21 protein-coding genes, 1 tRNA gene and 1 pseudogene are annotated in these 26,157 nt (G+C 42.0%); 10 read left to right on the top strand and 13 right to left on the bottom strand.

Annotated elements, in window-relative coordinates; translation table 11 throughout:
- Nucleotides 1-7: 7 nt before the first annotated feature.
- Nucleotides 8-3,034 carry a glycoside hydrolase family 2 TIM barrel-domain containing protein gene (locus MS_RS03735; RefSeq protein WP_011199985.1) on the top strand — a complete coding sequence of 1,009 codons (3,027 nt, stop codon included), beginning with the start codon at nt 8-10 and terminating at the stop codon, nt 3,032-3,034.
- Between the two features lie 179 nt (nt 3,035-3,213).
- Here MS_RS03735 and MS_RS03730 read toward each other — a convergent pair.
- Nucleotides 3,214-3,289 (bottom strand) — tRNA-Thr (locus MS_RS03730).
- A gap of 124 nt (nt 3,290-3,413) precedes the next feature.
- On the opposite strand from MS_RS03730, the gene pdxY reads away from it, so the two are divergent.
- A complete protein-coding gene (gene pdxY, locus MS_RS03725) occupies nt 3,414-4,274 on the top strand; it encodes a pyridoxal kinase PdxY (RefSeq protein WP_011199984.1) in 861 nt (286 codons plus the stop codon).
- 91 nt (nt 4,275-4,365) lie between these two features.
- On the top strand, nt 4,366-5,646 hold the full coding sequence (gene tilS, locus MS_RS03720) for a tRNA lysidine(34) synthetase TilS (protein WP_011199983.1): 1,281 nt from the start codon (nt 4,366-4,368) through the stop codon (nt 5,644-5,646).
- An 89-nt stretch (nt 5,647-5,735) separates the two neighbouring features.
- Here the strand turns inward: tilS and MS_RS03715 are convergent, their stop codons facing one another.
- The 4 genes from MS_RS03715 to MS_RS03700 all read right to left on the bottom strand — a co-directional run bounded on the left by MS_RS03715 (nt 5,736) and on the right by MS_RS03700 (nt 8,632).
- Complete coding sequence (locus MS_RS03715; RefSeq protein WP_041639626.1) at nt 5,736-6,311, bottom strand: hypothetical protein; 576 nt, start codon at nt 6,309-6,311, stop codon at nt 5,736-5,738.
- 19 nt (nt 6,312-6,330) lie between these two features.
- Nucleotides 6,331-7,644, bottom strand: coding sequence for an NCS2 family permease (locus tag MS_RS03710; protein ID WP_011199981.1), 1,314 nt, complete (start codon nt 7,642-7,644; stop codon nt 6,331-6,333).
- 143 nt (nt 7,645-7,787) lie between these two features.
- Nucleotides 7,788-7,988: a glycine zipper 2TM domain-containing protein gene (locus tag MS_RS03705; RefSeq protein ID WP_011199980.1), complete on the bottom strand. Its 201-nt coding sequence runs from the start codon at nt 7,986-7,988 to the stop codon at nt 7,788-7,790.
- 227 nt (nt 7,989-8,215) lie between these two features.
- Nucleotides 8,216-8,632 carry a DUF805 domain-containing protein gene (locus tag MS_RS03700; RefSeq protein ID WP_050738252.1) on the bottom strand — a complete coding sequence of 139 codons (417 nt, stop codon included), beginning with the start codon at nt 8,630-8,632 and terminating at the stop codon, nt 8,216-8,218.
- A gap of 106 nt (nt 8,633-8,738) precedes the next feature.
- Between MS_RS03700 and galE the strand changes: the two genes are divergently transcribed.
- The 3 genes from galE (at nt 8,739) to adk (ending at nt 11,908) form a co-directional block, all read left to right on the top strand.
- Entirely contained in the window at nt 8,739-9,755 is a 1,017-nt protein-coding gene (galE, locus tag MS_RS03695) for a UDP-glucose 4-epimerase GalE (RefSeq protein ID WP_011199977.1), read from the top strand.
- 169 nt (nt 9,756-9,924) lie between these two features.
- Nucleotides 9,925-11,187 carry an AmpG family muropeptide MFS transporter gene (locus MS_RS03690; RefSeq protein ID WP_011199976.1) on the top strand — a complete coding sequence of 421 codons (1,263 nt, stop codon included), beginning with the start codon at nt 9,925-9,927 and terminating at the stop codon, nt 11,185-11,187.
- Between the two features lie 76 nt (nt 11,188-11,263).
- The gene (adk, locus tag MS_RS03685) at nt 11,264-11,908 is read left to right on the top strand and encodes an adenylate kinase (RefSeq protein ID WP_011199975.1); all 645 of its coding nucleotides are present in this window, start codon (nt 11,264-11,266) and stop codon (nt 11,906-11,908) included.
- 74 nt (nt 11,909-11,982) lie between these two features.
- Here adk and MS_RS03680 read toward each other — a convergent pair whose 3' ends face one another.
- From MS_RS03680 to mepM, 5 genes are all read right to left on the bottom strand, one after another.
- Entirely contained in the window at nt 11,983-12,891 is a 909-nt protein-coding gene (locus MS_RS03680) for a siderophore ABC transporter substrate-binding protein (RefSeq protein ID WP_041639622.1), read from the bottom strand.
- A gap of 23 nt (nt 12,892-12,914) precedes the next feature.
- The gene (locus MS_RS03675; RefSeq protein WP_011199973.1) at nt 12,915-13,679 is read right to left on the bottom strand and encodes an iron ABC transporter ATP-binding protein; all 765 of its coding nucleotides are present in this window, start codon (nt 13,677-13,679) and stop codon (nt 12,915-12,917) included.
- Nucleotides 13,670-14,650: an iron chelate uptake ABC transporter family permease subunit gene (locus tag MS_RS03670; protein ID WP_050738251.1), complete on the bottom strand. Its 981-nt coding sequence runs from the start codon at nt 14,648-14,650 to the stop codon at nt 13,670-13,672. The genes MS_RS03675 and MS_RS03670 overlap by 10 nt, the downstream gene beginning before the upstream one ends.
- Nucleotides 14,643-15,596 (bottom strand): ABC transporter permease, encoded by a 954-nt coding sequence (locus MS_RS03665; RefSeq protein WP_011199971.1) that lies wholly within the window; start codon nt 15,594-15,596, stop codon nt 14,643-14,645. Before MS_RS03665 ends, MS_RS03670 begins: the two co-directional genes overlap by 8 nt.
- Before the next feature lie 116 nt (nt 15,597-15,712).
- Nucleotides 15,713-17,182, bottom strand: coding sequence for a murein DD-endopeptidase MepM (gene mepM / locus MS_RS03660; RefSeq protein ID WP_011199970.1), 1,470 nt, complete (start codon nt 17,180-17,182; stop codon nt 15,713-15,715).
- Nucleotides 17,183-17,429: 247 nt separating this feature from the next.
- On the opposite strand from mepM, the gene znuC reads away from it, so the two are divergent.
- Nucleotides 17,430-18,224 carry a zinc ABC transporter ATP-binding protein ZnuC gene (gene znuC, locus MS_RS03655; protein WP_041639619.1) on the top strand — a complete coding sequence of 265 codons (795 nt, stop codon included), beginning with the start codon at nt 17,430-17,432 and terminating at the stop codon, nt 18,222-18,224.
- A gap of 11 nt (nt 18,225-18,235) precedes the next feature.
- Nucleotides 18,236-19,021, top strand: a complete 786-nt coding sequence (znuB, locus tag MS_RS03650) for a zinc ABC transporter permease subunit ZnuB (protein ID WP_011199968.1) — start codon at nt 18,236-18,238, stop codon at nt 19,019-19,021.
- A 106-nt stretch (nt 19,022-19,127) separates the two neighbouring features.
- On the opposite strand, the gene metF is transcribed toward znuB, so the two are convergent.
- Nucleotides 19,128-20,009 carry a methylenetetrahydrofolate reductase gene (gene metF / locus MS_RS03645; protein ID WP_011199966.1) on the bottom strand — a complete coding sequence of 294 codons (882 nt, stop codon included), beginning with the start codon at nt 20,007-20,009 and terminating at the stop codon, nt 19,128-19,130.
- A gap of 251 nt (nt 20,010-20,260) precedes the next feature.
- Here metF and yegQ point away from each other — a divergent pair, with 251 nt between their 5' ends.
- Together yegQ and MS_RS03635 are read left to right on the top strand one after the other, a co-directional pair.
- On the top strand, nt 20,261-21,652 hold the full coding sequence (yegQ, locus tag MS_RS03640) for a tRNA 5-hydroxyuridine modification protein YegQ (protein ID WP_041639618.1): 1,392 nt from the start codon (nt 20,261-20,263) through the stop codon (nt 21,650-21,652).
- Nucleotides 21,653-21,919: 267 nt separating this feature from the next.
- Nucleotides 21,920-23,083: an MFS transporter gene (locus MS_RS03635; RefSeq protein ID WP_011199964.1), complete on the top strand. Its 1,164-nt coding sequence runs from the start codon at nt 21,920-21,922 to the stop codon at nt 23,081-23,083.
- 58 nt (nt 23,084-23,141) lie between these two features.
- On the opposite strand, the gene MS_RS03630 is transcribed toward MS_RS03635, so the two are convergent.
- Complete coding sequence (locus MS_RS03630; RefSeq protein ID WP_041639616.1) at nt 23,142-24,560, bottom strand: sucrose-specific PTS transporter subunit IIBC; 1,419 nt, start codon at nt 24,558-24,560, stop codon at nt 23,142-23,144.
- Nucleotides 24,561-24,864: 304 nt separating this feature from the next.
- Nucleotides 24,865-26,068 (bottom strand): annotated as a pseudogene (locus tag MS_RS03625) (aspartate aminotransferase family protein).
- Between the last annotated feature and the right edge of the window lie 89 nt (nt 26,069-26,157).

The raw sequence follows: 26,157 nt of genomic DNA, 5'->3' as shown, positions 1-26,157 counted from the left end.
AGGAATTATGTTTATCCATCGTTATTTTGAAGACCCTCAAGCCTTGCATATTAATACGACTCCTCATCACGCCTATTTTATTCCGCAAAAGTGCGGTCAAAAATGGGAAAATTTTGAGCCTGAGCAATCGCTTTTTTATTTAAGCCTGAACGGTTACTGGGATTTCCGCTACTATCTCAGCCCTCAAGAATTGCCGGAATCGCCAAATGAAGTGAATTTCGAAGCAAAAATCCCTGTACCCTCAAATTGGCAGACCCAAGGATATGATCGGCACCATTATACTAACATCAACTATCCTTTCCCTTTTGATCCACCTTATGTTCCTCAGAATAATCCATGCGGAATCTATCGGCGGACATTTGAGTTGAATAAGAAAGAAAATAAACATTATCTGCTCAATTTCGAAGGGGTAGATAGTTGCCTTTATGTCTATATTAATCAAACTTTCGTAGGCTACGGGCAAATCAGCCACTCTACTAATGAATTTGATATTACGGATTTTGTGCAAGCGGGCAACAATGAAATTTTCGTAGTAGTTCTTAAATGGTGTGACGGTTCTTATCTGGAAGATCAGGATAAATTCCGCATGTCCGGTATTTTCAGAGATGTTTATATCTTAGAACGAGAAGCAAATTACCTTCAAGACTTTTTTATCCGCACCGACCTTTCTCCGAATCTTAATAATGCGCAAATTAAAGTGGAAACTAAATTCCTGGAGAATAATCAGAATATAGATTATGCCCTTTATGATCCAAGCGGGAAGCTGTTAATTCAACAACAAACCGACAAATTTGAAATCTCTTTTGATAATCCGGAAACCTGGAATGCCGAAAATCCTCGCCTTTATACTCTTATAATGTCTTATGGACAAGAACAAATTGTTCAGCGATTAGGCTTCCGCCGTATTCAAATAGAAAACGGCATTCTTTTATTTAACGGACAACCTATTAAATTCCGCGGAGTTAATCGTCATGACAGCGATCCCGTCACCGGCTATCATATCAGCCGCACTCAGGCTGTCCGAGATCTGCAACTGATGAAAGCCCATAATATTAACGCTATCCGAACAGCCCACTATCCTAATGCCCCCTGGTTTAGTGAACTTTGTGATCGGTACGGTTTCTATTTAATCGGCGAAAGCGATATTGAAAGTCACGGTTCTTCCATGCTGGCAGTTAGACAGACCGAACCAAGTATCTTTCTTAACGTTAAGAATAGCTATGAACATGAACGCATTCGACAGGATAATATTGATAATCTTTGCTATTTTGCTCGAGATCCGCAATTCAAAGAAGCTTTGTTGGACAGAACTTATGCAAATGTCGAACGGGATAAAAACCGAACCTCGGTTATAATCTGGTCGCTGGGTAACGAAAGCGGTTACGGAGAAAACTTTGAGGCTTGTGCCGCCTGGGTTAAATCACGTGATCCCGGCCGTTTGGTTCATTATGAAAGCTCTATCTACCAGCATTCCGCCCATCGGAATGACTTATCCAATCTTGATTTCTACAGCGAAATGTATGCTGCAACAGAAGATCTGGATGCCTATTTCGCCAATCCGGCAAACCTTAAACCCTTCATGCTCTGCGAATACAGCCACGCTATGGGTAATTCTAATGGAGATGCTGAAGACTACTTTCAAGCTTTCCACCGTCATCCGGGATCCTGCGGCGGCTTTGTCTGGGAATGGTGTGATCACGCCCCTTATAGAGATGATAAACCGGAACATTTCGGTTATGGCGGCGATTTTGGCGAAAGCCCTCACGACGGCAATTTCTGCGTGGACGGATTGGTCTCGCCCGATCGAATTCCCCATACCAACTTATTGGAATTAAAAAATGTCAATCGTCCGGTTCGTGCTTGGTTAGAACAAGGAAAAGTTTATATTAAAAATTACCTGGATTTTACCAATCTCAAGGAAATTCTGACCATTCGTTACAGTTTTAGTGAAAACGGAAAAGTGATTAATCAAAGCGAATTACAGATTGATTGCGCCCCTCATCAGATCCAAGTATTGGATATAGCCCTACCTGCCGATAACGGCAATCTCTGTTGGCTGAATTTGGACTATGTTTTAACTCAACCGACGGATCTGCTAAGCAAAAACCATCTCCTAGGTTTCGATCAATTAATTATTTTCAAACAAGGTGCCCTACCCGCTCAAATCTTTAAAAATAAAACCGGACATTTTAAAATTCAGGATACCGCTCAAACATTGAAGATTTGCCAAGGCGATTTTAGCTATGAACTGGATAAGAATAAGGGAATTTTCTCCCGAATTACTTATCGGGAACAAAATCTTATCGAACAACCTCTGGATTTTAATATCTGGCGAGCGCCTCTTGATAATGATCGACTGATCCGCCAAAGCTGGCAACAAGCAGGCTATGATAAAACCTATAGCAGAGCTTACCAAATCAACTGGATAGAGAAAAACGAAGGAATACTGATTCAAGCGAATTTAGCTCTGCTGGCAGTGTCTCAGGGGCGGATTCTGAACTTAGCGGTAAACTATCTGCTAGGCGCCGATGGTCAAATGAAAATCAGCCTCCGGGCAACCCGTCCTGAGCACTTACCCTACCTACCTCGCTTCGGTCTTCGTTTCTTTCTACCTAAAGGTCAAACCCAAGGACAATATTTTGGCTATGGCCCGCAGGAAAGTTATGTGGATAAACATCATCTGGCAAAACTGGGGATTTATCCTCTCAATGCAACGGACAACTATGTGGATTATCTCAAACCTCAGGAAAACGGCAGTCACTACGGTAGCCGGTACATAACCCTGAACAGTCTGCATGTCAGCGCCGATCAGCCTTTCAGTTTTAATTTATTGCCTTATAGTCAGGAAGAACTGACCACCAAAGCCCATAATTATGAGCTGAAAGAATCGCCTTGGGATATTCTATGCCTTGATTATAAAATGAGTGGAATCGGTTCCAATTCCTGCGGTCCGAACCTCAAAGAGCAATACCGGCTTAGCGAAACCGATTTTAACTGGGGAGTCTTTCTGCAATGGAGCAACCCGGCTCGTTAGCACGCAAAAAACAAAATAATTCTTTACTTACGGCCTCTTTACTCCCGGTAAAGAGGTCTTTTATCATAGAACCGAAAGCCCTTTGGTCGCAAAAATAAATTGCATAGGAAACGAAAGGAAATCAGAATTCTATTGATTTATGAAAACGATTAAGATAATTTAGACGCTTGTTTGAGAAGTGGTGCCGACTATCGGAATCGAACTGATGACCTACTGATTACAAGTCAGTTGCTCTACCTACTGAGCTAAGTCGGCACAAATTGAATGAGCCGCTATTATATGAATTTTTTAGCGTCTTGCAAGTAAAATTTTCGAAAGATATTAGGGGCTATTTATCTTTTATAAACAGACCCTATTCTGATTAATGAGGTAAAAATAAGTGAAAAACGTTCTCTCGATTCAATCACATGTAGTTTTTGGCTATGCAGGAAACAAATCGGCTACCTTTCCAATGCAATTAATGGGAGTGGATGTATGGGCGTTAAATACGGTTCAATTCTCAAACCATACTCAATATGGAAAATGGACGGGAATGGTCATCCCCAAAGAACAAATCGGTGAAATTATTCGCGGCATTGATGAAATCGGTGAGTTAAAAAACTGTAATGCGGTCGTATCCGGTTATTTGGGTTCCGCCGAACAAGTAGATGAAATTATTAAAGCGGTTGAAAAAGTAAAATCCCTTAACCCACAGGCGTTATATCTTTGTGATCCTGTTATGGGCCATCCGGATAAAGGCTGCATTGTTGCAGACGGCGTAAAAGAAGGTTTAATTAATCTTGCGGTTTCTCATGCGGATATTCTCACTCCTAACCTCGTCGAATTACGGGAAATCAGCGGGTTACCGGTAGAAAATTTTGAGCAAGCGATCGAAGCGGTTAAAGTGATCAGAGCAAAAGGCCCGAAAACAGTGCTGATTAAACATTTAAGTAAAGTAGGTAAATATGCCGATAAATTTGAAATGTTATTAGCAAATGATGAAGGTATTTGGCATTTAACACGACCGCTTTATACCTTTGCAAAAGAACCTGTCGGCGTAGGCGATTTAACCGCGGGGTTATTCCTTGCCAATAAGGTCAATGGAAAATCGGATCTCGAGGCATTTGAACACATGGCAAACGCCGTTAATGAAGTTATGAAAACAACGTTTGAATTAAACAGCTATGAACTTCAACTTATTGCCGCCCGCAAACTGATTGTAAACCCGGTCAGTTCCGTTAAAGCCGTGAAAATCGCCTGATTATTTTTTTGAACGAAAGAGCCGGTTATGGCTCTTTTCTTTTTTGAAGAATATCTTATACTTAAAATTCTTCAAACAAAGCGAATGAATCATGTCGGATATTTTTAATCAATTTCAACAGCAAATTTATCAACAAAAAATACTTATCGCATTCAGCGGCGGCTTGGATTCCACCGCACTACTCGCCTTATGCAAAAAACTTCAAGAAAATCGACCGCACTTTCAGTTTCGTGCCATCCATATTCATCACGGGCTAAGCCCCAATGCGGATAAATGGGCGTTGCATTGTGAAAATATCTGCCGGCAATTTTCCATTCCGCTGATTGTCGAAAAGGTTCGGGTAGATAAAAGCAACGGCATTGAAGCGGGCGCCAGAGAAGCGCGTTATCACGCCATAGCGAACCATTTAAACATCGATGAAGTACTTGCCACCGCCCATCATCTAAATGATCAGACGGAAACCTTTCTGCTTGCGTTGAAACGAGGAAGCGGTGTGCAGGGGCTAAGCGCCATGCAAAAAGAAAGCGTTGTATTTAACTTGCCGATTTTTCGCCCGTTATTACAATTTACCCGCGCACAACTGGAAGATTACGTAAAATCTCAAAAGATTAATTGGATTGAAGACGAAAGCAATGAAGACAACAGCTATGATCGCAATTTTCTGCGCAATATTATCCTGCCGAAAATGAAAACCCGCTGGGCGCATTTTGATCAGGCGGTTTATCGGGCGGCTCAACATTGTTTTGAACAAACTCAATTGGTAAACGAATTACTTGAAGATGAATTTCAAAAAATCTTTGAAAAAAACGACCGCACTTTATCCGTCAAACTTTTTGACCGTTATTCTTATATCAAACAAAAAGCACTGCTTCGCCTGTGGTTAGCCCGCTTGCAACTTGCCATGCCAAGCCAAAAGCAGTTGGAACAACTTATTCGGGATGTTATTTTTGCTAAACCGGATGCCATACCGCAATTTAAATTAGCAAATCAGGTTATTCGCCGTTATCAGCAAAAACTTTATTTAACGGCGGATTTTGCCGACTTAACCGATGTCGCCGTACCGCTGAAAATTTCACAAACCGTCCCGCTACCTGACGGATTAGGCCATATTTCGTTACGGGAACAAAGCGGGTGCTTTGTCTTTAGCTGGCGCCATTATCAGGTTCAATTACCGCCCTGTAAGCAACCTATTGAAATCCGTTTTGCTTATTCCGGTAAGGTAAAACTACATAAAAACGGCGTAAATCAGGATATTAAAAAGGTGTGGCAGAATTTGAATGTTCCGCCGTGGTTACGTAACCGTACTCCATTGATTTTTTACGGCGATCAACTTAAAAGTGCGGTCGGTTTTTTCAAAGTTTTTGACTGTTAAGCTTATATAAAAAAACCTCCTGTATAAGGAGGCCTCTATTGATAAATTTACAAGCGGCGGAATAAATCCCGCCTTACCATAACACTAAATTATTTAGCAGGTTGCGCTGGTGCGGCTTGTTCAGCCGGTTGTTGTGCCGGTTGTGCAGGAGCTTGTTCAGCCGGTTGAGCCGGAGCTTGTTCGGCCGGTTTTGTCTCTGCAGTTTTATCACCAAACTTAGCCTGTAAATCATTTTGTAATTTCATTAACTCTTCCACATTTTTATTCAATGCTTCGGTTTTTGCTTTTAATGCGTTAACGGTTTCTTCCGTACGGGAAACAACTAATACTTTTAAGCTATCCGCGGTAACGTCTTGAGATTCTAAGAATACCGCTTTAGTTTTTTCTTTCAACGCTTTAATTTCATTACTTTTAATATCTAATTGATCCAGACTTTTTACTAAATCCTGAACTTTAGCTTTATATGAAGCTAATACGGGCTCAAGTTCGCTCGGCTCTTTAACCGTTGATAAAGCCTGTTGCAACTCGGCTTGAATTTGTTGCTGAGCCGCTGCATTGTCTCTATCCCATGCCTGTAATTTTTTCAGATCCGCAGCCGGATCACTACAAGCCGCTAAAGTAAAGGCTAATAACGCTGCTGCACCTAATTTTGCTAATAATTTCATGTTTTTTCCTTCTAATTGATTAAATTGCCCAACCAAATGCGTAGAATGCGACTAATGCAAGAGCAATTAACACAGTTCCAACATTTAATTTTTTCATTTCACCGGAAACAATACGACCGATAACCAATGCTGCAAATCCCAGCATAATGCCGGTTACAATATTCGCCGTTAAGACAATAAATACCGCACAAATTAATCCAGACATCGCGCCGACAAAGTCATCGAAGTCTAATTTGCTTACATTACTTAACATTAATAAACCTACATACATTAAGGCCGGTGCGGTTGCATAGCCCGGCACCAAAGTTGCAAGCGGTTGGAAAAACAGCATAAGTAGGAACAATACGCCTACAACTATCGCTGTAATCCCCGTTTTACCGCCTGCCGCCGTACCTGCCGCCGATTCAATATAAACCGCCGCAGGTGCCGTACCAAATAACCCTGAGAACAAACTGCTCACGGAGTCTGCGGTCAATGCTTTACCGCCGTTAATAATTTGCCCGTCTTTATCCAATAAATTTGCCTGCCCGGCAACTGCGCGAATGGTACCTGTCGCATCAAACACCGCAGTCATTACCAAAGCGAAAACCACTGGCAAAATTGCCGGTTGCAGGGCGCCTTGAATATCAAGCGCAGCAAATAAAGACTGTTCGCCGAAACTCGGCATTTTAAAGACTTCACCGCCAAAAGTGACATTCGGATCAAAAATCAATCCGACTATCGTAATGGCTATAATCACCCAAAGAATGGCGCCTTTAATTTGTAATTTTTCTAAACCTATAATAAATGCAAGCCCGATTAGCGACATCATCACCGGAAAAGAGGTAAATTCACCAAACTTAACCGGCAATCCGGCTTGATTACTTACCACTGCGCCGACACCGTTTGCCGCAATGAGTAATAAAAATAAACCGATACCAATCCCCGCACCCTGTGCTATGCTGGCGGGAAGATTACGTAAAATCCATGCCCGAATTCCGGTAGCGGAAATTAAAGTAAATACCGCCCCCATCAGGAAAACCGCGCCAAGTGCCACCGGAATGCTCACCTGCTGCCCTAGCACAAGGCTGAATGCGGTAAACGCCGTTAATGAAATCGCACAACCTATTGCCATTGGCGCATTCGCCCAAAAGCCAATCAGAATCGAGCCTAACCCCGAAACCAAACAAGTTGCTATAAATACGCTTTCTGCCGGAAAGCCCGCTTTGCTTAACATTCCGGGTACAACAATAATGGAATAAACCATCGCTAAAAAAGTCGTTAAGCCGGCAATAATTTCTTGACGAACCGTTGAACCGCGTTCAATCAGTTCGAAACGTTTTTCTAAAGACATAGAATCCCCTCGAGATTAAAAATAGGGGGATATTTTACTCGATAAAAATAAATAGTAAACGATTGCCAGCAAGATAGCGACAGATTCCATATTTGGCTCTATAAAAAAGATCCGCTGTTGCGGATCTTATTAATCTAAGGCGATTATTTTACCTGGCTACCGATTAAGCCGCCTAAAGCAGCCCCACCTAACGTAGCACCGGTAGATTCACCAATCGCATGACCGACAACACCACCGGCTACTGCGCCGATTGCCGTATTTTTTTGGGTTTTAGACATATTGCTGCAAGCGCCTACGGAACCTGCAATAACCAAAATACCTAATACTTTTACAATAGATTTCATGCTTTAAAACTCCATAAAGTTATGATTACTGTTTATCGTTTGTTAGTCAAAATATAACTCGGCTGAGTTTATATCGTTTGATTTTACGCTGTTTAAGACAGGCGTATTAAATAAAAAGTTCAATACCTTTCTTAATTATTTTTTTATTTATATAACAAAATTAAAAATTTCTAAAAAACATTGTTTTTTCACCGCACTTTTACATTGCGATTAACCGGCGCTAAAACTCAAGATTTGCTGATTATATCCGATTGAGTCCGTTTATTTTTTTCATATAGAAAATCCTGTTTAGGATTAACGCCGAAACGATTTGTGGTGAACGAACCGTCAAAACACCAAAAGACGATTAAAATCAAAATACCGATAACCGGAATAAAGCCTAATAACAACCACCATGCGGAACGATCCGTATCGTGCAAACGGCGGGCGCTTACGGCAATGGTCGGAATTAATACCGCTAAACTATAAATACCGGATAAAAAACCCTGTCCGGTTTGATGATCATAAAAACCAAATAACACATCCAGCACGCCTAAAGCGATACCGATTATCGTGGTAAACAGCATGAACATCCAAAATTCTTTACGTCTTGCTCTGCCCGAAAAAACCGCATATTTTTTCAATACCGAAAGATACCAATTCATATTCATTTCCTCTATTAGATTTGAGTTTATAACTCATTCTTCACTTTTCCTAGTGATTTAAAAGTTTTATACTAACGACGAAATTCACTTTATACAAGGATAAACTATGACAATATTAGTAACGGGCGGCGCAGGCTATATCGGTTCACATACCATAGTGGAATTATTAAATGCGGGCGAAGACGTAGTGGTTTTAGACAATCTCTGCAACTCATCCCCAAAATCCCTTGAGCGTGTAAAACAAATCACCGGAAAAAGTGTTAAATTTTATGAAGGTGACGTATTAGACAGAACATTGTTACAACGGATTTTTGCCGAAAACCAGATCAAATCCGTGATCCATTTTGCCGGTTTAAAAGCTGTGGGCGAAAGCGTACAAAAACCTGCCGAATACTATATGAATAATGTTACCGGCTCCCTTGTATTAGTGCAGGAAATGAAAAAAGCCGGCGTGTGGAATCTTGTATTCAGCTCAACAGCCACCGTGTATGGTGAGCCGGAAACCATTCCCGTAACAGAAAACTGCAAAGTAGGCGGTACCAACAGTCCTTACGCTACTTCCAAGTTAATGGTCGAACAAATACTAACTGATGTCGTTAAGGCTGAACCGCGTTTCAGTATGATTATCCTGCGTTATTTCAACCCGGTCGGTGCACATGAGAGCGGTTTAATCGGCGAAGATCCAAACGGTATTCCGAATAATTTAATGCCATACATCAGCCAGGTAGCGATTGGCAAATTGCCGGAATTATCTATTTTTGGTAACGACTATGACACTCATGACGGTACCGGCGTACGCGATTATATTCATGTTGTGGATTTGGCAATCGGTCATTTAAAAGCCTTAACTCGTCACGAAGATGATGCAGGTCTACATATTTACAACTTAGGTACCGGCATCGGCTATTCCGTACTGGATATGGTGAAAGCCTTCGAAAAAGCCAATAATATGACGTTACCTCACAAATTCGTTGCGCGCCGTCCGGGCGATATTGCCGCCTATTATTCCGATCCGAGTCTTGCGGCAAAAGAACTTAGTTGGACAGCGCAGCGCGGTCTTGAACAAATGATGAAAGATACCTGGAACTGGCAAAAAAATAACCCGAAAGGTTATCGTGATTAATAATGCAGATTTGTGGTGAGATAAATTCTACCCGGCATCTCTATTGATAGTATTGATGGCGCACGCTTCCCGGCGTGTGCCAAAATATTTATAAACAGGATAACACCAGACTACCGTCATTAATAAAAGAAAGCTTTGCTAAAAAATTAAAAAAAACCGACCGCACTTTATGTCTCAAAATCATTTTTTCTCCCATATTTTCAACCGTAATATGCTGATCTGTATTTTCACCGGATTTAGCTCGGGTTTGCCCTTATATATTTTAACCTCCTTAATTCCGACCTGGTTGCGTTCCACCGAAATAGATCTAAAAACCATCGGCTTTTTCACGCTGACCAGCCTGCCCTTTATCTGGAAGTTTCTATGGTCGCCTTTCTTGGATCGCTTTGTACCGCCATTTTTAGGCCGTCGGCGCGGCTGGATGCTGATTTTCCAGTTATTACTGTTGATTTCATTGGGTTTATTCGGCTTTATCGATCCGCACACCAACCAGGGTTTAAGCCTGTTAATCGGCTTAGCCACCATGGTTTCCTTTTTCTCCGCCAGCCAGGATATTGTACTTGACGCCTATCGTCGCGAAATTCTGTCCGACCAAGAATTGGGCATGGGTAATTCAATCCATGTGAGCGCATACCGTATCGCCGGTTTGGTGCCGGGTTCCCTTTCCCTGATTTTATCGGATCATTTCAGCTGGCAGGCGGTATTTATCATTACCGCACTGTTTATGTTGCCGGGGCTGCTGATGACGTTATTTATCAGCCATGAACCTCAAATCGAACTCAAAAGCAACCGTACGTTAGCGGAAAATATCGTTGAACCCTTTAAGGAATTTTTCCAACGTAAGGGATTGTGGGGCGCAATCGGCATTCTCACCTTTATTTTTCTCTATAAATTCGGCGACAGCATGGCCACCGCATTAATTTCGGCCTTCTATCTCGATATGGGTTTTACCAAAACGCAAATCGGTTTAGTGGTAAAAAACGCATCCCTTTGGCCGATGATTATTGCGGGCATTATCGGCGGCATGATTACCCTGAAAATCGGCATTAACAAAGCCCTATGGCTGTTCGGTTTGGTACAAATCGTCACCATTCTCGGCTTTGCCTGGCTGGCGCAGCTCGGCCCCTTTGAAAAAGTGGACAGTTTTGCCATTTTCGCCCTAACCGTTGTGGTAATGGCGGAATATGTGGGCATCGGACTGGGCACTTCCGCCTTTGTAGCCTTTATGGCCAGAGCCACCAACCCCGTTTATACCGCCACCCAACTGGCGCTTTTCACCAGCTTATCGGCATTGCCGAGAGCGGTGTTTAATTCATTTTCCGGGGTGCTGATTGAAAACATGGGCTATTACCACTATTTCTGGCTCTGTTTTTTTCTGGCAATTCCCGGCATGCTGTGCCTGATCTGGGTTGCCCCTTGGAAAGAAAAATAAAAAAAACTATAAAAAAATTGACCGCACTTTTCTTTAAAGGTAAGGTAAGCAAGTTATTCAATTAATGGAGATTTCTATGAAAATTATTCTTTTAGGCGCACCGGGCGCAGGCAAAGGAACACAAGCTCAATTTATCATGAACAAATTCGGTATCCCGCAAATCTCAACGGGGGATATGTTCCGCGCCGCAATCAAAGCGGGCACCGAATTAGGTAAACAAGCTAAAGCATTAATGGATGAAGGCAAATTAGTGCCTGACGAATTAACCGTCGCCCTGGTTAAAGACCGTATTGCCCAACCGGATTGTGCCAACGGTTTCTTATTAGACGGTTTCCCGCGCACCATTCCGCAAGCGGATGCGTTAAAAGACTCGGGCGTGAACATTGATTACGTATTAGAATTCGACGTGCCGGACGAAGTGATTGTAGAGCGCATGAGCGGTCGCCGCGTGCACCAGGCCTCCGGTCGTTCATATCATATCGTTTATAACCCGCCGAAGGTGGAAGGCAAAGACGATGTGACCGGCGAAGATTTAATTATCCGCGCCGACGACAAACCGGAAACCGTTTTGGATCGTTTAGCGGTTTATCACAAACAAACCCAGCCTTTGGTTGACTACTATCAAGCGGAAGCTAATGCAGGCAACACCAAATACTTCCGTTTAGACGGCACCAAAAAAGTAGAAGAAGTGAGTGCCGAATTAAATTCCATTTTAGGTTAATCTCTCAAAACGGCAAAAGGCGAATTTTTAATTCGCCTTTGTTCTCTTCTTAGTTCTCTTCTTAAAATTTCGGATTATTTGACCGCACTTTCAATCTCAGAAATCATAGTATCCATAGACTGCAAGCCGCCGAAGGCTAAATACCAGTTTTCGGCATTTAAATACACAATATGATTATTTTTTGCCGCTTTAGTCGGTTTGATTAAGGCGTTATCAAGCACGGTTTGCGCATTATTGGCTTTGTCCGTAATTGCCGCCGTGCGATCAACCACCAATAAATAATCAGGATTTTTCTCCGCAATATATTCAAACCCTACGCTATTACCATGAGTCGATGAGGATAAATTTTTATCAATCGGCGTAAATCCGAATTTTTGGTATACCAAAGCATAACGGGATTTATCGCCAAATGCGCTGATACGGCTTTCGTTTACAATTGTCACCAACGCGCTTTTACCGGCGGTTAATTTGGCAAGAGCCGTCATTCGGTTATCTAACTGAGCCAGTTTTTCCTTAACCGCGGATTCTTTATTAAAAATTTTCCCTAAGGCTAATAAATTTTGCTCAAACGACGGATAATAATTTTCGTAGTCGTTTTCCATATAAAATACCGGTGCGATTTCTTTTAACCGAGCCAATACTTTTTTCTGACGCGCCGAAGCAATAATTAAATCTGGAGACATTTCATTAATTTTCTCAAACGCCGGTTCCGGCATTGTTCCCGCATTGGCATACTTGTCCGTATCAAATTCAGCTAAATATTGCGGAATGCGCCCTTTTGAAATTCCCACAACCGTCTCTTTCGCACCGATTTCACGAATCGTATCCAGCGCGGCAAAATCCAGCACCACTACCCGTTTAGGATTTTCCGGCACAATTTGTTTGCCGCCGAAAGTCTCTAAGCCGATATCCGCCGCTTGTGCGCTTACCACCCCAAATGCCGCAACCAAGCCTGCCGCCAATGTAATTAATGTTTTTTTCATTGAGTTCTCCTTATCAATCAATGCTAATTTTTAAAATAAACGGCAATTTTGTTGCCATTAATTTCCTGAATCGGAATTTCCATGCCGTAAATTTCCTCTAATACGGATGTTTGCATGATTTCCGCAATACTCCCTTGCCTGACCAATTTACCGTTTTTCATGGCGACAATATAATCGGAATAACAGGAGGCGAAATTAATATCATGGATCACAATCACTACGGTTTTATTCAGTTCCGTTACCAATTTGCGCAAAACCTGCATAATCTGTACCGAATGTTTCATATCCAGATTATTCAATGGTTCGTCAAGCAGGATATAATCGGTATCCTGAGCTAAAGTCATAGCGATATACGCCCGTTGACGCTGACCGCCGCTGAGCTCGTCAATATACTGATGGCGGAATTCTTCTAAATCCATATAACCGATGGCGTTGTCAATAAAAGTGCGGTCGTTTTTTTTCAAATTTCCCTTTGAATAGGGAAACCGCCCGAATGCCACCAGTTCTTCAACCGTTAAACGCAGATTAATGTGATTGGATTGCTTCAATATAGATAACTGCTTGGCAATATCCGCACTTTTTTGTTCGTTTAATAATTTCCCGTTCAATAATACATCACCGCTATCGGCGTTTAGTAAGCGGCTGATAATGGCAAGCACCGTGCTTTTGCCGGCCCCGTTAGGGCCGATAAACGAGGTGATTTTCCCTTTAGGAATAACTAATGAAACGGAATCTACAACCTTTTTCGAGCCATAGCTTTTATTAACGTGTTTAATTTCTATTGCCATTTTTTGTTTGCTCTTAATAATAAGTAAATAAAATATACGCCGCCCGTAAAGTTAATGATAATGCTCAAAGTGGTATTAAAAGTGAACACCTGCGAAACCAGTACCTGACCCATAACCAACGTCATTACGGAGATGAGCATCGCCGCCGGAATTAAGATTTTATGTTGATATCCGCGGATAAATTCGAACGTTACATTCATCACTAGCAATCCTAAAAAGGTTAAAGGCCCTACAAGTGCAGTGGAAACCGAGGTCAGAATCGCCACAATAATCAATAACCGGCGGGTTACGGCTTGGTAATCAACACCTAGATTAATCGCCTGATCCCGCCCAAGAGCAAGTACGTCAAAATAGCGAAGATAACGGCAGGTATAAAAAATCACTACCAGCAAAATGCCGAGCGCAATCCAAAGAATATCCAAATTAATGCGGTTAAAACTGGCAAAACCGATATCCTGCGCAATTTGAAACTCGTTCGGATCAATCAGCACTTCCATAAAAGTCGTTAAACTTTGGAAAAACGTACCGAAAATAATCCCCACCAATAATAAAAAGAAAATATTTTGCCTCTCCCGTTTAAACAGGAAATGATACAAGCCCAGCGCAAACATAACCATGGCGCCGGTGCTGAGAAAAAACAGCAATGTCTGATTAATTCCCAATAAGGTTTTGCTACCGAACAAGAAAATAATTAAGGTTTGAATTAATAAATATAAGGAATCCAGCCCTAAAATACTCGGTGTTAAAATTCGGTTGTTCACGATGGTTTGAAAAATCATGGTTGCCAATGCAATTGCCGCACCTGTCACCACAATGGCTACCAGGCTTAGCGAACGGTGATATAACGCATATTCCCAGCGATTAGGCAGCCGATAAAACAAATAGGCAACCACCGCGACAAGGCTCAACATGCCTAAGATACCCAACTGACGGATCAGTTTGCTATGTATTTTATTTTTATAACTAAACATGCCGATACCGCTTAAATAACAAATATAAGAAAATAGCACTGCCGAATACACCTACAACCGCATTGATGGCAATTTCATAAGGATAAATCACAATGCGCCCGAAAATATCGCAAAACAAAACAAAAACGGCGCCTAAAAGTGCGGTATGAGAAAGGATTTTTTTCAGATTATCCCCCAAATACAGCGTGACTAAATTAGGAATAATCAAGCCGAGAAACGGAATCACGCCTACGGACACAATAATAATCGAAGATACCGTGGCAACAATGGCCAAACCGAGATATAGCACCTGCTGATAATTCAAACCGAGATTGACCGCAAAATCCTGTCCCATACCCACAATAGAAAACCGATTGGCAAACAAATAAGCCGTAATCAAGGCGGGAATGCTGAAATAAAGAATTTCATAACGTCCGCTCATAATCAATGAAAAATCACCCTGCAACCAGCCCGATAAATTCTGCAGAATATCCTGCTGATAGGCAATAAATGCGGTAACGGAACTGATAATATTGCCGAACATAATGCCGACCAAAGGCACGAAAATACTATCCTTAAATTTAAGGCGGGAGAGGATTGTCATAAACAATAAGGTGCCGAGAAAAGAAACGACAATTGCGATCACCGTTTTAAACAGCATAGAAGCGGTGGGAAAAACCAGCATCGAAATAAGAATACCAAGACGTGCGCTGTCCATCGTGCCCGCGGTGGTAGGCGAAACAAAGCGATTACGGCTCAATTGCTGCATAACAAGGCCGCAAATACTTAGTGCCGAACCGGCAATTAAAATACTGATTAAACGGGGAACGCGGCTAATTAACAGAATTTGCCACTGCTCACTGTTAAAATACAGTAATCCCTTAAGATTAACCGAGCTCACACCGAGGAATAAAGAAATTATAGATAATAAGAGAAGTAATAAAATTAAATAACGACGATGGATCATAATAACAAATGAGAATTATTTTTAATTCTAAATATATAATTTTCATGACGTCTATGCAAGATACAAAACGAAAAAAGTGCGGTTAAAATTTTTGAATTTTTAACCGCACTTTGAAATTACATTTTTAACTGACGCTCTACGTATTTTGCCTTGGTGAGAAATTGTCGGCGTTCGCTATCACGCATTTCGTTGCTGGTGCCGGGCAATTTCACCGTTAACGGGTTTACCGGTCGCCCGTTAATATGGAATTCATAATGTAAATGTGCACCGGTAGAAATCCCCGTATTTCCCGAAAGCGCGATGCGTTCACCTCGTTTAACCGATTGACCCGCCTTAACTAAAGGCTTACTTAAATGCATATAAACGGTTTGATATTCGCGACCGTGGCGAATCATAATATAACGCCCCGCCCCGCCTTTCTGGTAAGCCACTTTTTCTACCACGCCGTCGGCAGGTGAAATCACCGGCGTACCGGTAGGTACACCGAAATCCACCCCTTTATGCGGGCGAACGTGGCCGGTTACCGGATGTCTGCGACGAGGATTAAATTGCGAAGAAATCCGTGCCTGACGCTGCAACGGATAACGGGCAAAGCCCTTGCCTAAGGTTTCACCCTGACGGCTGTAATAACGTCCGTTTTCCGCCTGAATAGCATAATAACTCTTGCCTTGGCTAATAATATGAATAGCCTCAACATTACCCTGCCCGGTTAATTTATCGCCTAAATATTCGCGAAAAATCAAAATCGCAAAATTATCGTCTTTCATCAGTTTTTTCATACTGAACTGCCATTGTAACGCATTAGTTAATTGGCTGACTTGACGCTGATCCAAGCCTAACTTCAGCAAACTTGCACGGAATGACGAGGTGATTTTTCCTTTCAGCACTTCCTTCTTCCAAACACTTTTTTTCTCTAAAATCTGGCGCTCGAATTTGCCGCTTTCCAGTCGCTCATAAATACGTTCTTCTTTTTCCGAAACAAGCCAGTTTAAATATTCCAGTTCGCCGTTTTTATCCAGGATCCAGTACATTTGTTGACCGGCTTTAAGTTTTTTCAATTCCGGATAACTTGCGATTAACCCTTCAGCTGTCATAGGTTCCAAACCTGAAAGTTCCAATACGTCTTTTAATTCGTCGCCGCGAACTATGGTATGACTGAACTGATCCGAAATACGCTTGGCTTGATCCGCCACGTCCAACAGATCACTTAACGCGCTTTGCGCTTCCGGCGGCAAAGAAGATATATCAAAGTCGTCCGGATCGATTTTTATTTCATCAACTTCATCGTCCTGACCGGATAAATCGTCGTCATAAGAAGTGGCGTTATTGTCTTCGGCTAATACTTTCGCCTGATCCAGCAGGTGTTGAGTCAGTCTGTCTGATGTTCCGGCATCCGGCGTTAATTTTTCAAATTGTTCCGCTTGCGCCAAAGCCGTATCCCCGTCAATATTTTTGTCTTCGACGGAATCTTTTAAACTAAGAAATGTACCGGTAAAAATAGATATAATAGCCATAAAGAAAATCGCCGCTTTAATACGCGATTTTCGCTTACGTCTATCCCTTGCTAATTTTACGTGCTGCGCCACTCTATTTTCCCTTTACATAAATTTACATAAACATTACGTTTCGTTCAGACAAAAAAAATCTGAAAAAATTCATTATACACAAGAAAAATTTTTTAGAAGTACAATTTCTCCGCACTCAAAAATAAACGTAAGGAAAATTACGACGTTATCTTACGGATTTGCAGCAAATTATTCCCGGAAAACTTGAGAACTCGACAAAAATAGGCTATTGTTTAGCACATTTTTTAAAGTACGTGACATTTCATCAATGCAAATAAATTCTATCAAAATCCCGCTTATCGAATTGCAGAATATCAAAGTGGTTTTTGGCGCGAAAACGGCACTACAAAATATTAATCTCAGCATTTACCCGAATACGGTCATTACTATTGTGGGACCAAACGGCGGCGGTAAATCCACGCTGCTTAAAGTATTACTTAAATTACTGTCGCCAACCGACGGTAAAGTGATTCACCATCGGGATCTACGTATCGGCTATGTGCCGCAAAAAATTCATTTGGAGCAAAGTTTACCTATTACGGTGGAAAAATTTTTATCCTTAAAAAAAGGTATTTCAAAAGCGGAAATTCAGGATGCCATCGAACTGCTTTCCATTAAACATTTAATTCACAGCAGTATGCAAAAGCTATCCGGTGGTGAAATGCAGCGGGTTCTGCTTGCCAGAGCATTGCTTAACAAACCGAATTTATTGGTATTGGACGAACCTATGCAAGGGGTTGATCTCAGCGGGCAGATTGAACTTTATCAGTTAATCCATCAAACAAGAGAAAAACTCAATTGCGCAATTCTTATGGTTTCCCATGATTTGCATATCGTTATGGCGGATACCAACGAAGTAGTTTGCATTAATCGGCATATTTGTTGCGCGGGTTCGCCTGAAAAAGTATCCAATGACCCTACTTTTATTCACTTATTTGGCGATCAATTCTCCCAAAATGTGGCGTTTTATACTCATCATCACAACCATCAACACAATATGCACGGCGATGTTTGCTGTATTGGGAATAAGCATTCCGTTCAATGTATCAACAACGGGAGATAATGGAATAAATTATGTTTGAAATTATTTTTCCCGCTTGGTTAACAGGCATTTTACTCTCATTTATTACCGCTCCGTTAGGTGCGTTTGTAGTTTGGCGTAAAATGGCTTATTTCGGCGATACCCTTTCCCATTCCGCATTATTAGGCGTCGCACTGGGAATTTGCCTGGATATTAACCCTTATTTATCCATTCTGATTCTTACCTTGATTTTAGCGGTGGCAATGGTATGGCTGGAAAGTAATACGCAGTTTTCGGTAGATACTTTATTGGGCATTATCGCTCATAGCTGTTTGTCATTAGGCGTGGTCACCGTAGGATTGCTGCAAAATGTGCGGGTGGATTTAATGGGATATTTATTCGGCGATTTGCTGGCGGTCAGCTACGAAGATTTAATCTATATCGGTATCGGTGTTTTGATCGTCTTAATTTCCCTTATTTATTTTTGGAAACCGTTAATTTCCACCACGGTAAGCCCGGAACTGGCTCAAGTAGAAGGCATTAACATCCGCCGAATGCGGTTTATTTTAATGATCTTAACCGCACTAACCATTGCATTAAGCATGAAATTTGTCGGCGCGTTAATCATTACTTCGCTACTCATTATTCCCGCCGCAACCGCCAGACGATTTGCCCGAACGCCGGAATCAATGGCAATCATCGCGGTCGGGTTAAGTATTGTAGCGGTATCTCTGGGATTAACGCTTTCCGCATTCTATAACACGGCTGCAGGCCCGTCCGTGGTAATTTGCTCTTCATTTATTTTCTTAATTTCATTGCTGAAGAAAGAAAAAATTTAGCCACCATCCCCAAAAAATTAACGATGCGATAATCGGTCTGTTTATCTTTTATAAACAGACCCTAAAGCACCGTTAAATAAAAATTTCGTAAAAAACGACCGCACTTTTACTTCGGTCTGACGCCTAATATATGGCAAATCGCATAAGTCAGTTCGCTGCGGTTTAAAGTATAAAAGTGGAAATCTTTCACGCCTTCGCGGGAAAGTACCCGTACCATATCCAAGGCTACACTGGCGGCAACCAGATTTCTGGTGGTTTGATCCTCATCCAGCCCTTCGTAATTTACCGCTAACCAATTAGGAATTTTCACATTCGTCAGCGCCGCCATTCTTTGCAGCTGTTTAAAATTCGTCACCGGTAAAATCCCCGGTACAATTTCCGCATCAATCCCGATTGAAGCGCAACGATCACGAAAACGCAGGTAGTTATCAATATCAAAGAAAAATTGCGTAATCACATGGTTCGCGCCGGCATCAATCTTACGTTTTAAATTAATCAGATCCGCCTGCGCCGATTTTGCCTCGGGATGCACTTCCGGATAGGCCGCCACGGAAATATCAAAATCCGCAACGGAGCGCAGCAACGCCACTAAGTCGGAGGCATAAAACGGCGTTTTTGTATAGCCTGCCGGAATATCGCCCCGTAATGCCACAATGCGGCGAATACCGTTATTCCAGTAATCCTGCGCAATTTCTTTTAATTGTTCCGGTGTTGCATCAATGCCCGTTAAATGTGGTGCAGCTTCCAAACCAGTTTTTTGCTTAATGTTTTTCACCACGGAATGGGTACGTTCCCGCTCACCGGAATTCGCCCCGTAAGTTACCGAAACAAACTTCGGATTAAGCGTTTTTAAACGATGAATTGATGACCATAGGGTTTCTTCCATTTTTTCATTTTTCGGCGGGAAAAACTCAAAAGACACATTAATTTGCCCGTTTAAATCCGCAACGTGCTGATTCAATGTATCAATATCTTTCGCATAACTCATAATTCACCTCATTAATATTTATAATTGCATGGCCGATTCTGTTAACTGCAATGTATGTAGATTATTTATCTTTTTAATATGTGTCAATTTTAAAAAATTCAATTTGAATATGAATTTAATTAATAATAGAACAATAAATTAAGATATTTTCCTTCGTTTCTTTACAATTCGATAAATCTCCATAAAATACACAGTCCTACGGTTCGCCCCAGCGAATCACTGATTTGAACTCAGACCTTAAAGAGAAACTTATGACTACTCCATTTAAACCGGAATTATTATCCCCTGCCGGCACGCTGAAAAATATGCGTTATGCCTTTGCTTACGGCGCCGATGCCATTTATGCCGGGCAACCGCGCTACAGTTTACGCGTACGTAACAACGAATTTAATCACGAAACCTTAAAGCAAGCCATTGATGAAGCTCATAGCCTAGGCAAAAAATTCTATGTAGTGGTTAACATTGCGCCGCACAATTCAAAACTAAAAACCTTTATCAAAGATATTCAAGCCATTGTGGACATGAACCCCGATGCGCTGATTATGTCGGATCCGGGTCTTATCATGATGGTACGGGAAAACTTCCCGGATATGGACATTCACTTGTCCGTACAAGCCAATGCGGTAAACTGGGCGACGGTAAAATTCTGGAAACAAATGGGGCTTACCCGCGTAATTCTATCCCGCGAACTTTCCATTGAAGAAATCGCCGAAATCCGCCGACAAGTGCCGGATATCGAACTGGAAATTTTCGTTCACGGCGCATTATGCATGGCATATTCCGGCCGTTGTCTGCTTTCGGGCTATATAAATAAACGAGATCCGAATCAGGGTACTTGCACTAATGCCTGTCGTTGGGAATATAAAATAGAAGAAGGCACCACGGACGATGTGGGCAATATCGTACCGAAAGACAACGTTCAAAAATACGAACCTGAAATTGTGGTTAAAAACGTATCGCCTACATTAGGGGAAGGCGCAACCACAGATAAAGTGTTCCTTTATACCGAGCCTAACCGCCCTGACGAACAAATGACGGCGTTTGAAGACGAGCACGGTACTTACTTCATGAACTCCAAAGATCTTCGTGCCGTACAACATGTAGAAAAACTCACTCAACTAGGCGTGCATTCGTTAAAAATCGAAGGTCGCACAAAATCCTTCTATTATTGCGCGCGTACCGCTCAGGTTTATCGTAAAGCCATTGATGACGCGGCGGCGGGCAAACCTTTTGACACCAGTTTGCTGGATACATTGGAAAGCCTGGCACACCGAGGTTACACGGAAGGTTTTTTACGTCGTCATACCCATGATGAATATCAAAACTATGAATACGGTTACAGTATTTCCGAACGTCAGCAGTTTGTGGGCGAATTTACCGGCAAACGTAATGCACAAGGTATGGCGGAAGTGGCGGTAAAAAATAAATTTCTGCTAGGCGACGAAGTGGAAATGATGACACCGAAGGGTAACATCGTATTTAAAATCAATCGTATGCTGAACCGCAAAAATGAAGAAGTGGAAGCGGGGCTTGGCGACGGACATTTTGTGTTCTTAGATGTACCGGCCGATATCGAACTGGATTATGCGTTGTTAATGCGTAATTTAACCGGCGGCAATACGCGCAATCCTCACCAAAAGTAAATGTTAAAAATATGTTGTAAAAGTTAAAATTCCGCATATATAATACAAACATACTTTAAAAATATAACTCCAAATGTATTTTGCCCTTTCATGATGAAAGGGCTTTTTTCTACCCGCCAAAAAAACGCAAATTTTCACCGCACTTTTAATTGCCCGATACCCGTCTTTTGATCTTAAGTAATAAAACGCAAAATAATTCGTTTTATTAAAATACACCGGAAACTTCGGGATTATAATAGAACTTATTTATCTTTTAACGAACTTATTATGCAAAACAAATTCGCTGTTTATCTTGCGGCAATCGGGCATCTCGTCACCGATATGGCGCAAGGAGCGCTCCCTGCCCTGCTTCCGCTTTTTATAAAAAATTACGGATTGACCTATCAGGAAGCCGGCGGATTAATTTTCGCCAACACGGTTCTCGCCTCAATTGCTCAACCGTTTTTCGGCTATTTGGCGGATAAACGTTCTATGCCTTGGTTAATTCCTTTGGGAATGATGCTGTCAGGCTGCTGTATCGCCGCTATGGGCTTTGTCCATTCCTACCCGGGTTTATTCTTTTTTGCCATGATTGCCGGCATAGGTTCCGCTCTGTTTCACCCGGAAGGAGCGAGACTGGTTAACCGAATGTCCGGCGGAGAAAAAGGCAAAGCTATGGGGATTTTTGCCGTCGGCGGCAATGCCGGTTTTGCTATAGGACCGATGTTCGCGGGGCTCGCCTATTTATTCGGTGCACAAACCTTAAGTATTTTTGCCCTGATTAACACGATCATCGCGCTCATTATTTTCTTACAGTTGCCAAAATTAACAGTCGAAAATGTGGTTAATAAAGCAAAAAACACCGCTTCTACCACATTACAAAACGATTGGCGCAGTTTTGCCAAATTGTCGGTGATTATTTTTGTCCGCGCCACCAATTTCACAGTACTTAACGCTTTTATTCCTATCTATTGGATTCATATACTTCATCAACAAGAAACCGACGCTAACTTTGCGCTCACGATATTTTTATCAATGGGGGTCGCCATTACCTTTATCGGCGGGTTGCTTTCCGATCGCTTGGGTTATGTCAGAATTATCCGCTACGCTTATTTGATTTTTTTACCCACTATTTTAATTTTTACTCAAAGCGAAAACTTATGGCTCTCATTTATTTTGCTAATTCCGTTGGGATTGGGCGTTTTTACTCAATATAGTCCTATTGTCGTGCTTGGTCAGACTTATCTTGCCAAAAGCGTCGGCTTTGCAGCCGGCATTACCCTTGGGCTGGGAATCACTATGGGCGGGATATTTTCACCAATTGTGGGCTGGATTGCAGATCATTACGGTCTGCAAATCGCCTTGCAGACCTTATCCGTTTTAAGCCTGTTGGGATTAATATTTTCCTACCGGTTAAAAATAACCGATACGGAAAAACCGGAGAAAAAATAGCAAAAAAAAGACCGAACTTTGAGTTAAAAGTGCGGTCTTTTTTGACTGATTTTTTAAACTATTCTTTTGCGTTAGCTCTTGCGCCCAGCACTAATGCCGCAGCGAAAGCCACACAAAACGAAATTACCATCCCCACGGAATACATTCCCCAGTCGCCGGCACGAATTGATGCGATACCGATTAAGCCCGCCGCGCCAAGCGCAGTGGCTTTAACATTGAAGAACGCGATAAACGCCGCGGCGGAACCGGCACCTAACATAGCCGCATAGAACGGATAACGGAAGCGCAAATTCACCCCGAACATGGCAGGTTCGGTAATCCCTAATAATGCGGAAATACCGGAAGGCAACGCCAGACCTCGGGTTTTGGCATCTTTATTTAACACGGCAACGGCTAAACAAGCGGCACCCTGCGCAATATTCGACATGGCGGCAATCGGGAAGATAAAAGTTGCCGCAGTGCTTGCCAGCAATTGCGTTTCAATGGCGATAAAGGTTTGGTGCATACCGGTAATCACGATAGGTGCGTATAATGCGCCGAACACGCCGCCGCCGATAAAACCTAAAGTATCATATAACCAGGTTAAACCCTGACTTAAAAATTCCCCCGCTTCACGACCGAAAGGTCCGATTACGGTGAAAGCCAAAAAACCGGTGATAAATAATGAAAATAACGGCGTGACTAAATTATTTAATACGGAAGGCACTACTTTCACTAAGAATTTTTCTAAAGTCGCCAATACCCAGGCGGCAATTAAAACGGGAATAACCGTACCTTGATAACCGACTTTTTCAATCTCTAGCCCGAAAATATTCCATAATTGAAGATTGCCGCCGGCTAACGCTTCCGCATAACCGTAAGCATTGGTTAAAGCGGGGTGAACGAGCAACATACCTAATGTCGCTCCTAAGAACGGATTGCCACCGAATTTTCTGGTTGCCGAGAAACCTAACAATACGGGCAGAAACACAAAAGGCGCGTTAGCAAAGGTATTAATTAAATCCGCTAAATCTTTGTATTGCGGATAAAGGTCGAGTAATGTCCTCCCTTCTTCGAATAAATCTTTTGCGGTAAAGACATTATTAATCCCCATTAACAAACCGCCGGCGACAATAGCCGGAATAATGGGAACGAAAATATCAGCCAGACCTTTAATTAATCGTTGAATCAAACCTTGCTGCGGCCCTTTCGCCTGTTGACTTTCCCCGGTGGAATCCGCCGACGGCGAACCGTTCATAATGGTATTCATTTCGGCGTAAACTTTATTCACCGTACCTGAACCGAAAATAATTTGGTATTGACCGGAGGTTGAAAACTGCCCTTTTACGCCCTCGATATCTTCAATGGCCTGTTTGTCGATTTTACTTTCGTCATTCATTGTCAAGCGCAAACGCGTTGCACAATGCGCAAGATTAGCGATATTTTCTTTTCCGCCAAGTTTTTCGATAACCTGTTGGGCAATTTTAGGGTAGTTCATAGCGACTCCTCGTTTATAAATTAAGCAAAAATTTTCGCCAATTCTAGCTAAAACGAGCAAGCAACACTAGAAAAATATAAAAATTAGGTAAATTTCCTAGATTTAGATCAAATTCAAAAGAAACGGAAGTTTAAAAAGAAAAGAGCCAGAGCAAAAATACTCTGGCTAAAAAGGGTTTTATGAATAAAATATTTAAAGTTTAGCTCTATCAAAGTCACTCTTAGATAAAACGTCAAGAAGTGTAAAGTTATTTACTGTTTATGTCAATATTGAATTTTTAAATAATTCGCTTTTCTTCACAATTTTAAGCAAATTTTTGCAGAGCCTGATCTAAACGTTTAAATCCTTCCGCCACTTCCTGTTGACTAATATTTAATGCCGGTGCAAAACGTAGCACATTCGGCCCAGCGACTAAAATCATAAGTTGATTATCCGCACAGGCTTTGACAAACTCTGAGGCTTTGCCCTGATATTTTTCAATTAATTCCGCCCCCGATTAATAATCCTTGACCGCGAACTTCGTTAAATAAGTGATATTTCTCATTAAGTTTGTTTAATTCGCTGATAAAAAGTGCAGATGTTTTTTGCACATTTTCAAGAAACGCCGGATTTGCAATCGTCTCAATCACTTTCGCCCCGACCGCACAGGCTAACGGATTACCGCCGAATGTAGTACCGTGCACGCCCGGTTTGAAACTGGCGGCAATTTTTGTGGTGGTTAACATTGCGCTAATCGGAAAACCGTTAGCAAGGGCTTTTGACGAGGTCAGAATATCCGGCACTACATCATAGCTTTCATATGCGTATAAATAACCGGTACGCCCTACCCCCGTTTGTACTTCGTCAAAAATCAACAGAGCGTTATTTTCGTCGCAAAGTCGACGCAAACCCTGTAAAAATTCTTTGGTGGCCGGAATAATACCGCTTTCTCCCTGAATCGGCTCAACGATTACCGCACAGGTGTGATCATCAATCATCGCTTTAACCGCATCAAGATCATTAAACGGCAAATGCACGATTCCGGCAGGTTTCGGGCCGAATCCGTCCGAATATTTCGCCTGACCGCCGACGCTGACGGTAAATAAGGTACGTCCGTGGAAACTTTTTTTGAATGAAATAATGGTATCTTTTTGATAGCCGTAATTATCCACCGCATAACGACGCGCCAATTTAAGCGCCGCCTCATTGGCTTCACCGCCGGAATTGGCAAACATCACACGTTCGGCAAAGGTATGTTCAACCAATTTGGAGGCAAGTTCCAGAGTCGGTTCACTGGTGAACCAGTTGCTTGAATGCCATAGAGTTTCGCCTTGTTTTTTCAGCACATCGACGATTTCGTCAGGACAATGTCCTAATGCATTTACGGCAATCCCGCTGGTAAAATCAATATAATCTCGCCCTTGCTGATCCCAAACTTTGCAACCTTTGCCTTTCACAGGAATAAAATCCGCAGGTACGTAGTTTTGGATCATCACTTCATCAAATGTTTTGCGAGTATATTGGCTCATAGTTTTATCCTTTTCTTTCTTATGTTGTGTTAAATTGGATTTAGCATAGAACTTATTGAATAATTAGTCAAATATAATGAATAAAAATT

Source organism: [Mannheimia] succiniciproducens MBEL55E, assembly GCF_000007745.1.
GTDB lineage: Bacteria > Pseudomonadota > Gammaproteobacteria > Enterobacterales > Pasteurellaceae > Basfia > Basfia succiniciproducens.
The sequence above is the reverse complement of the archived record's forward strand: the minus strand, read 5'-3'. Positions and strand labels throughout refer to the sequence as shown.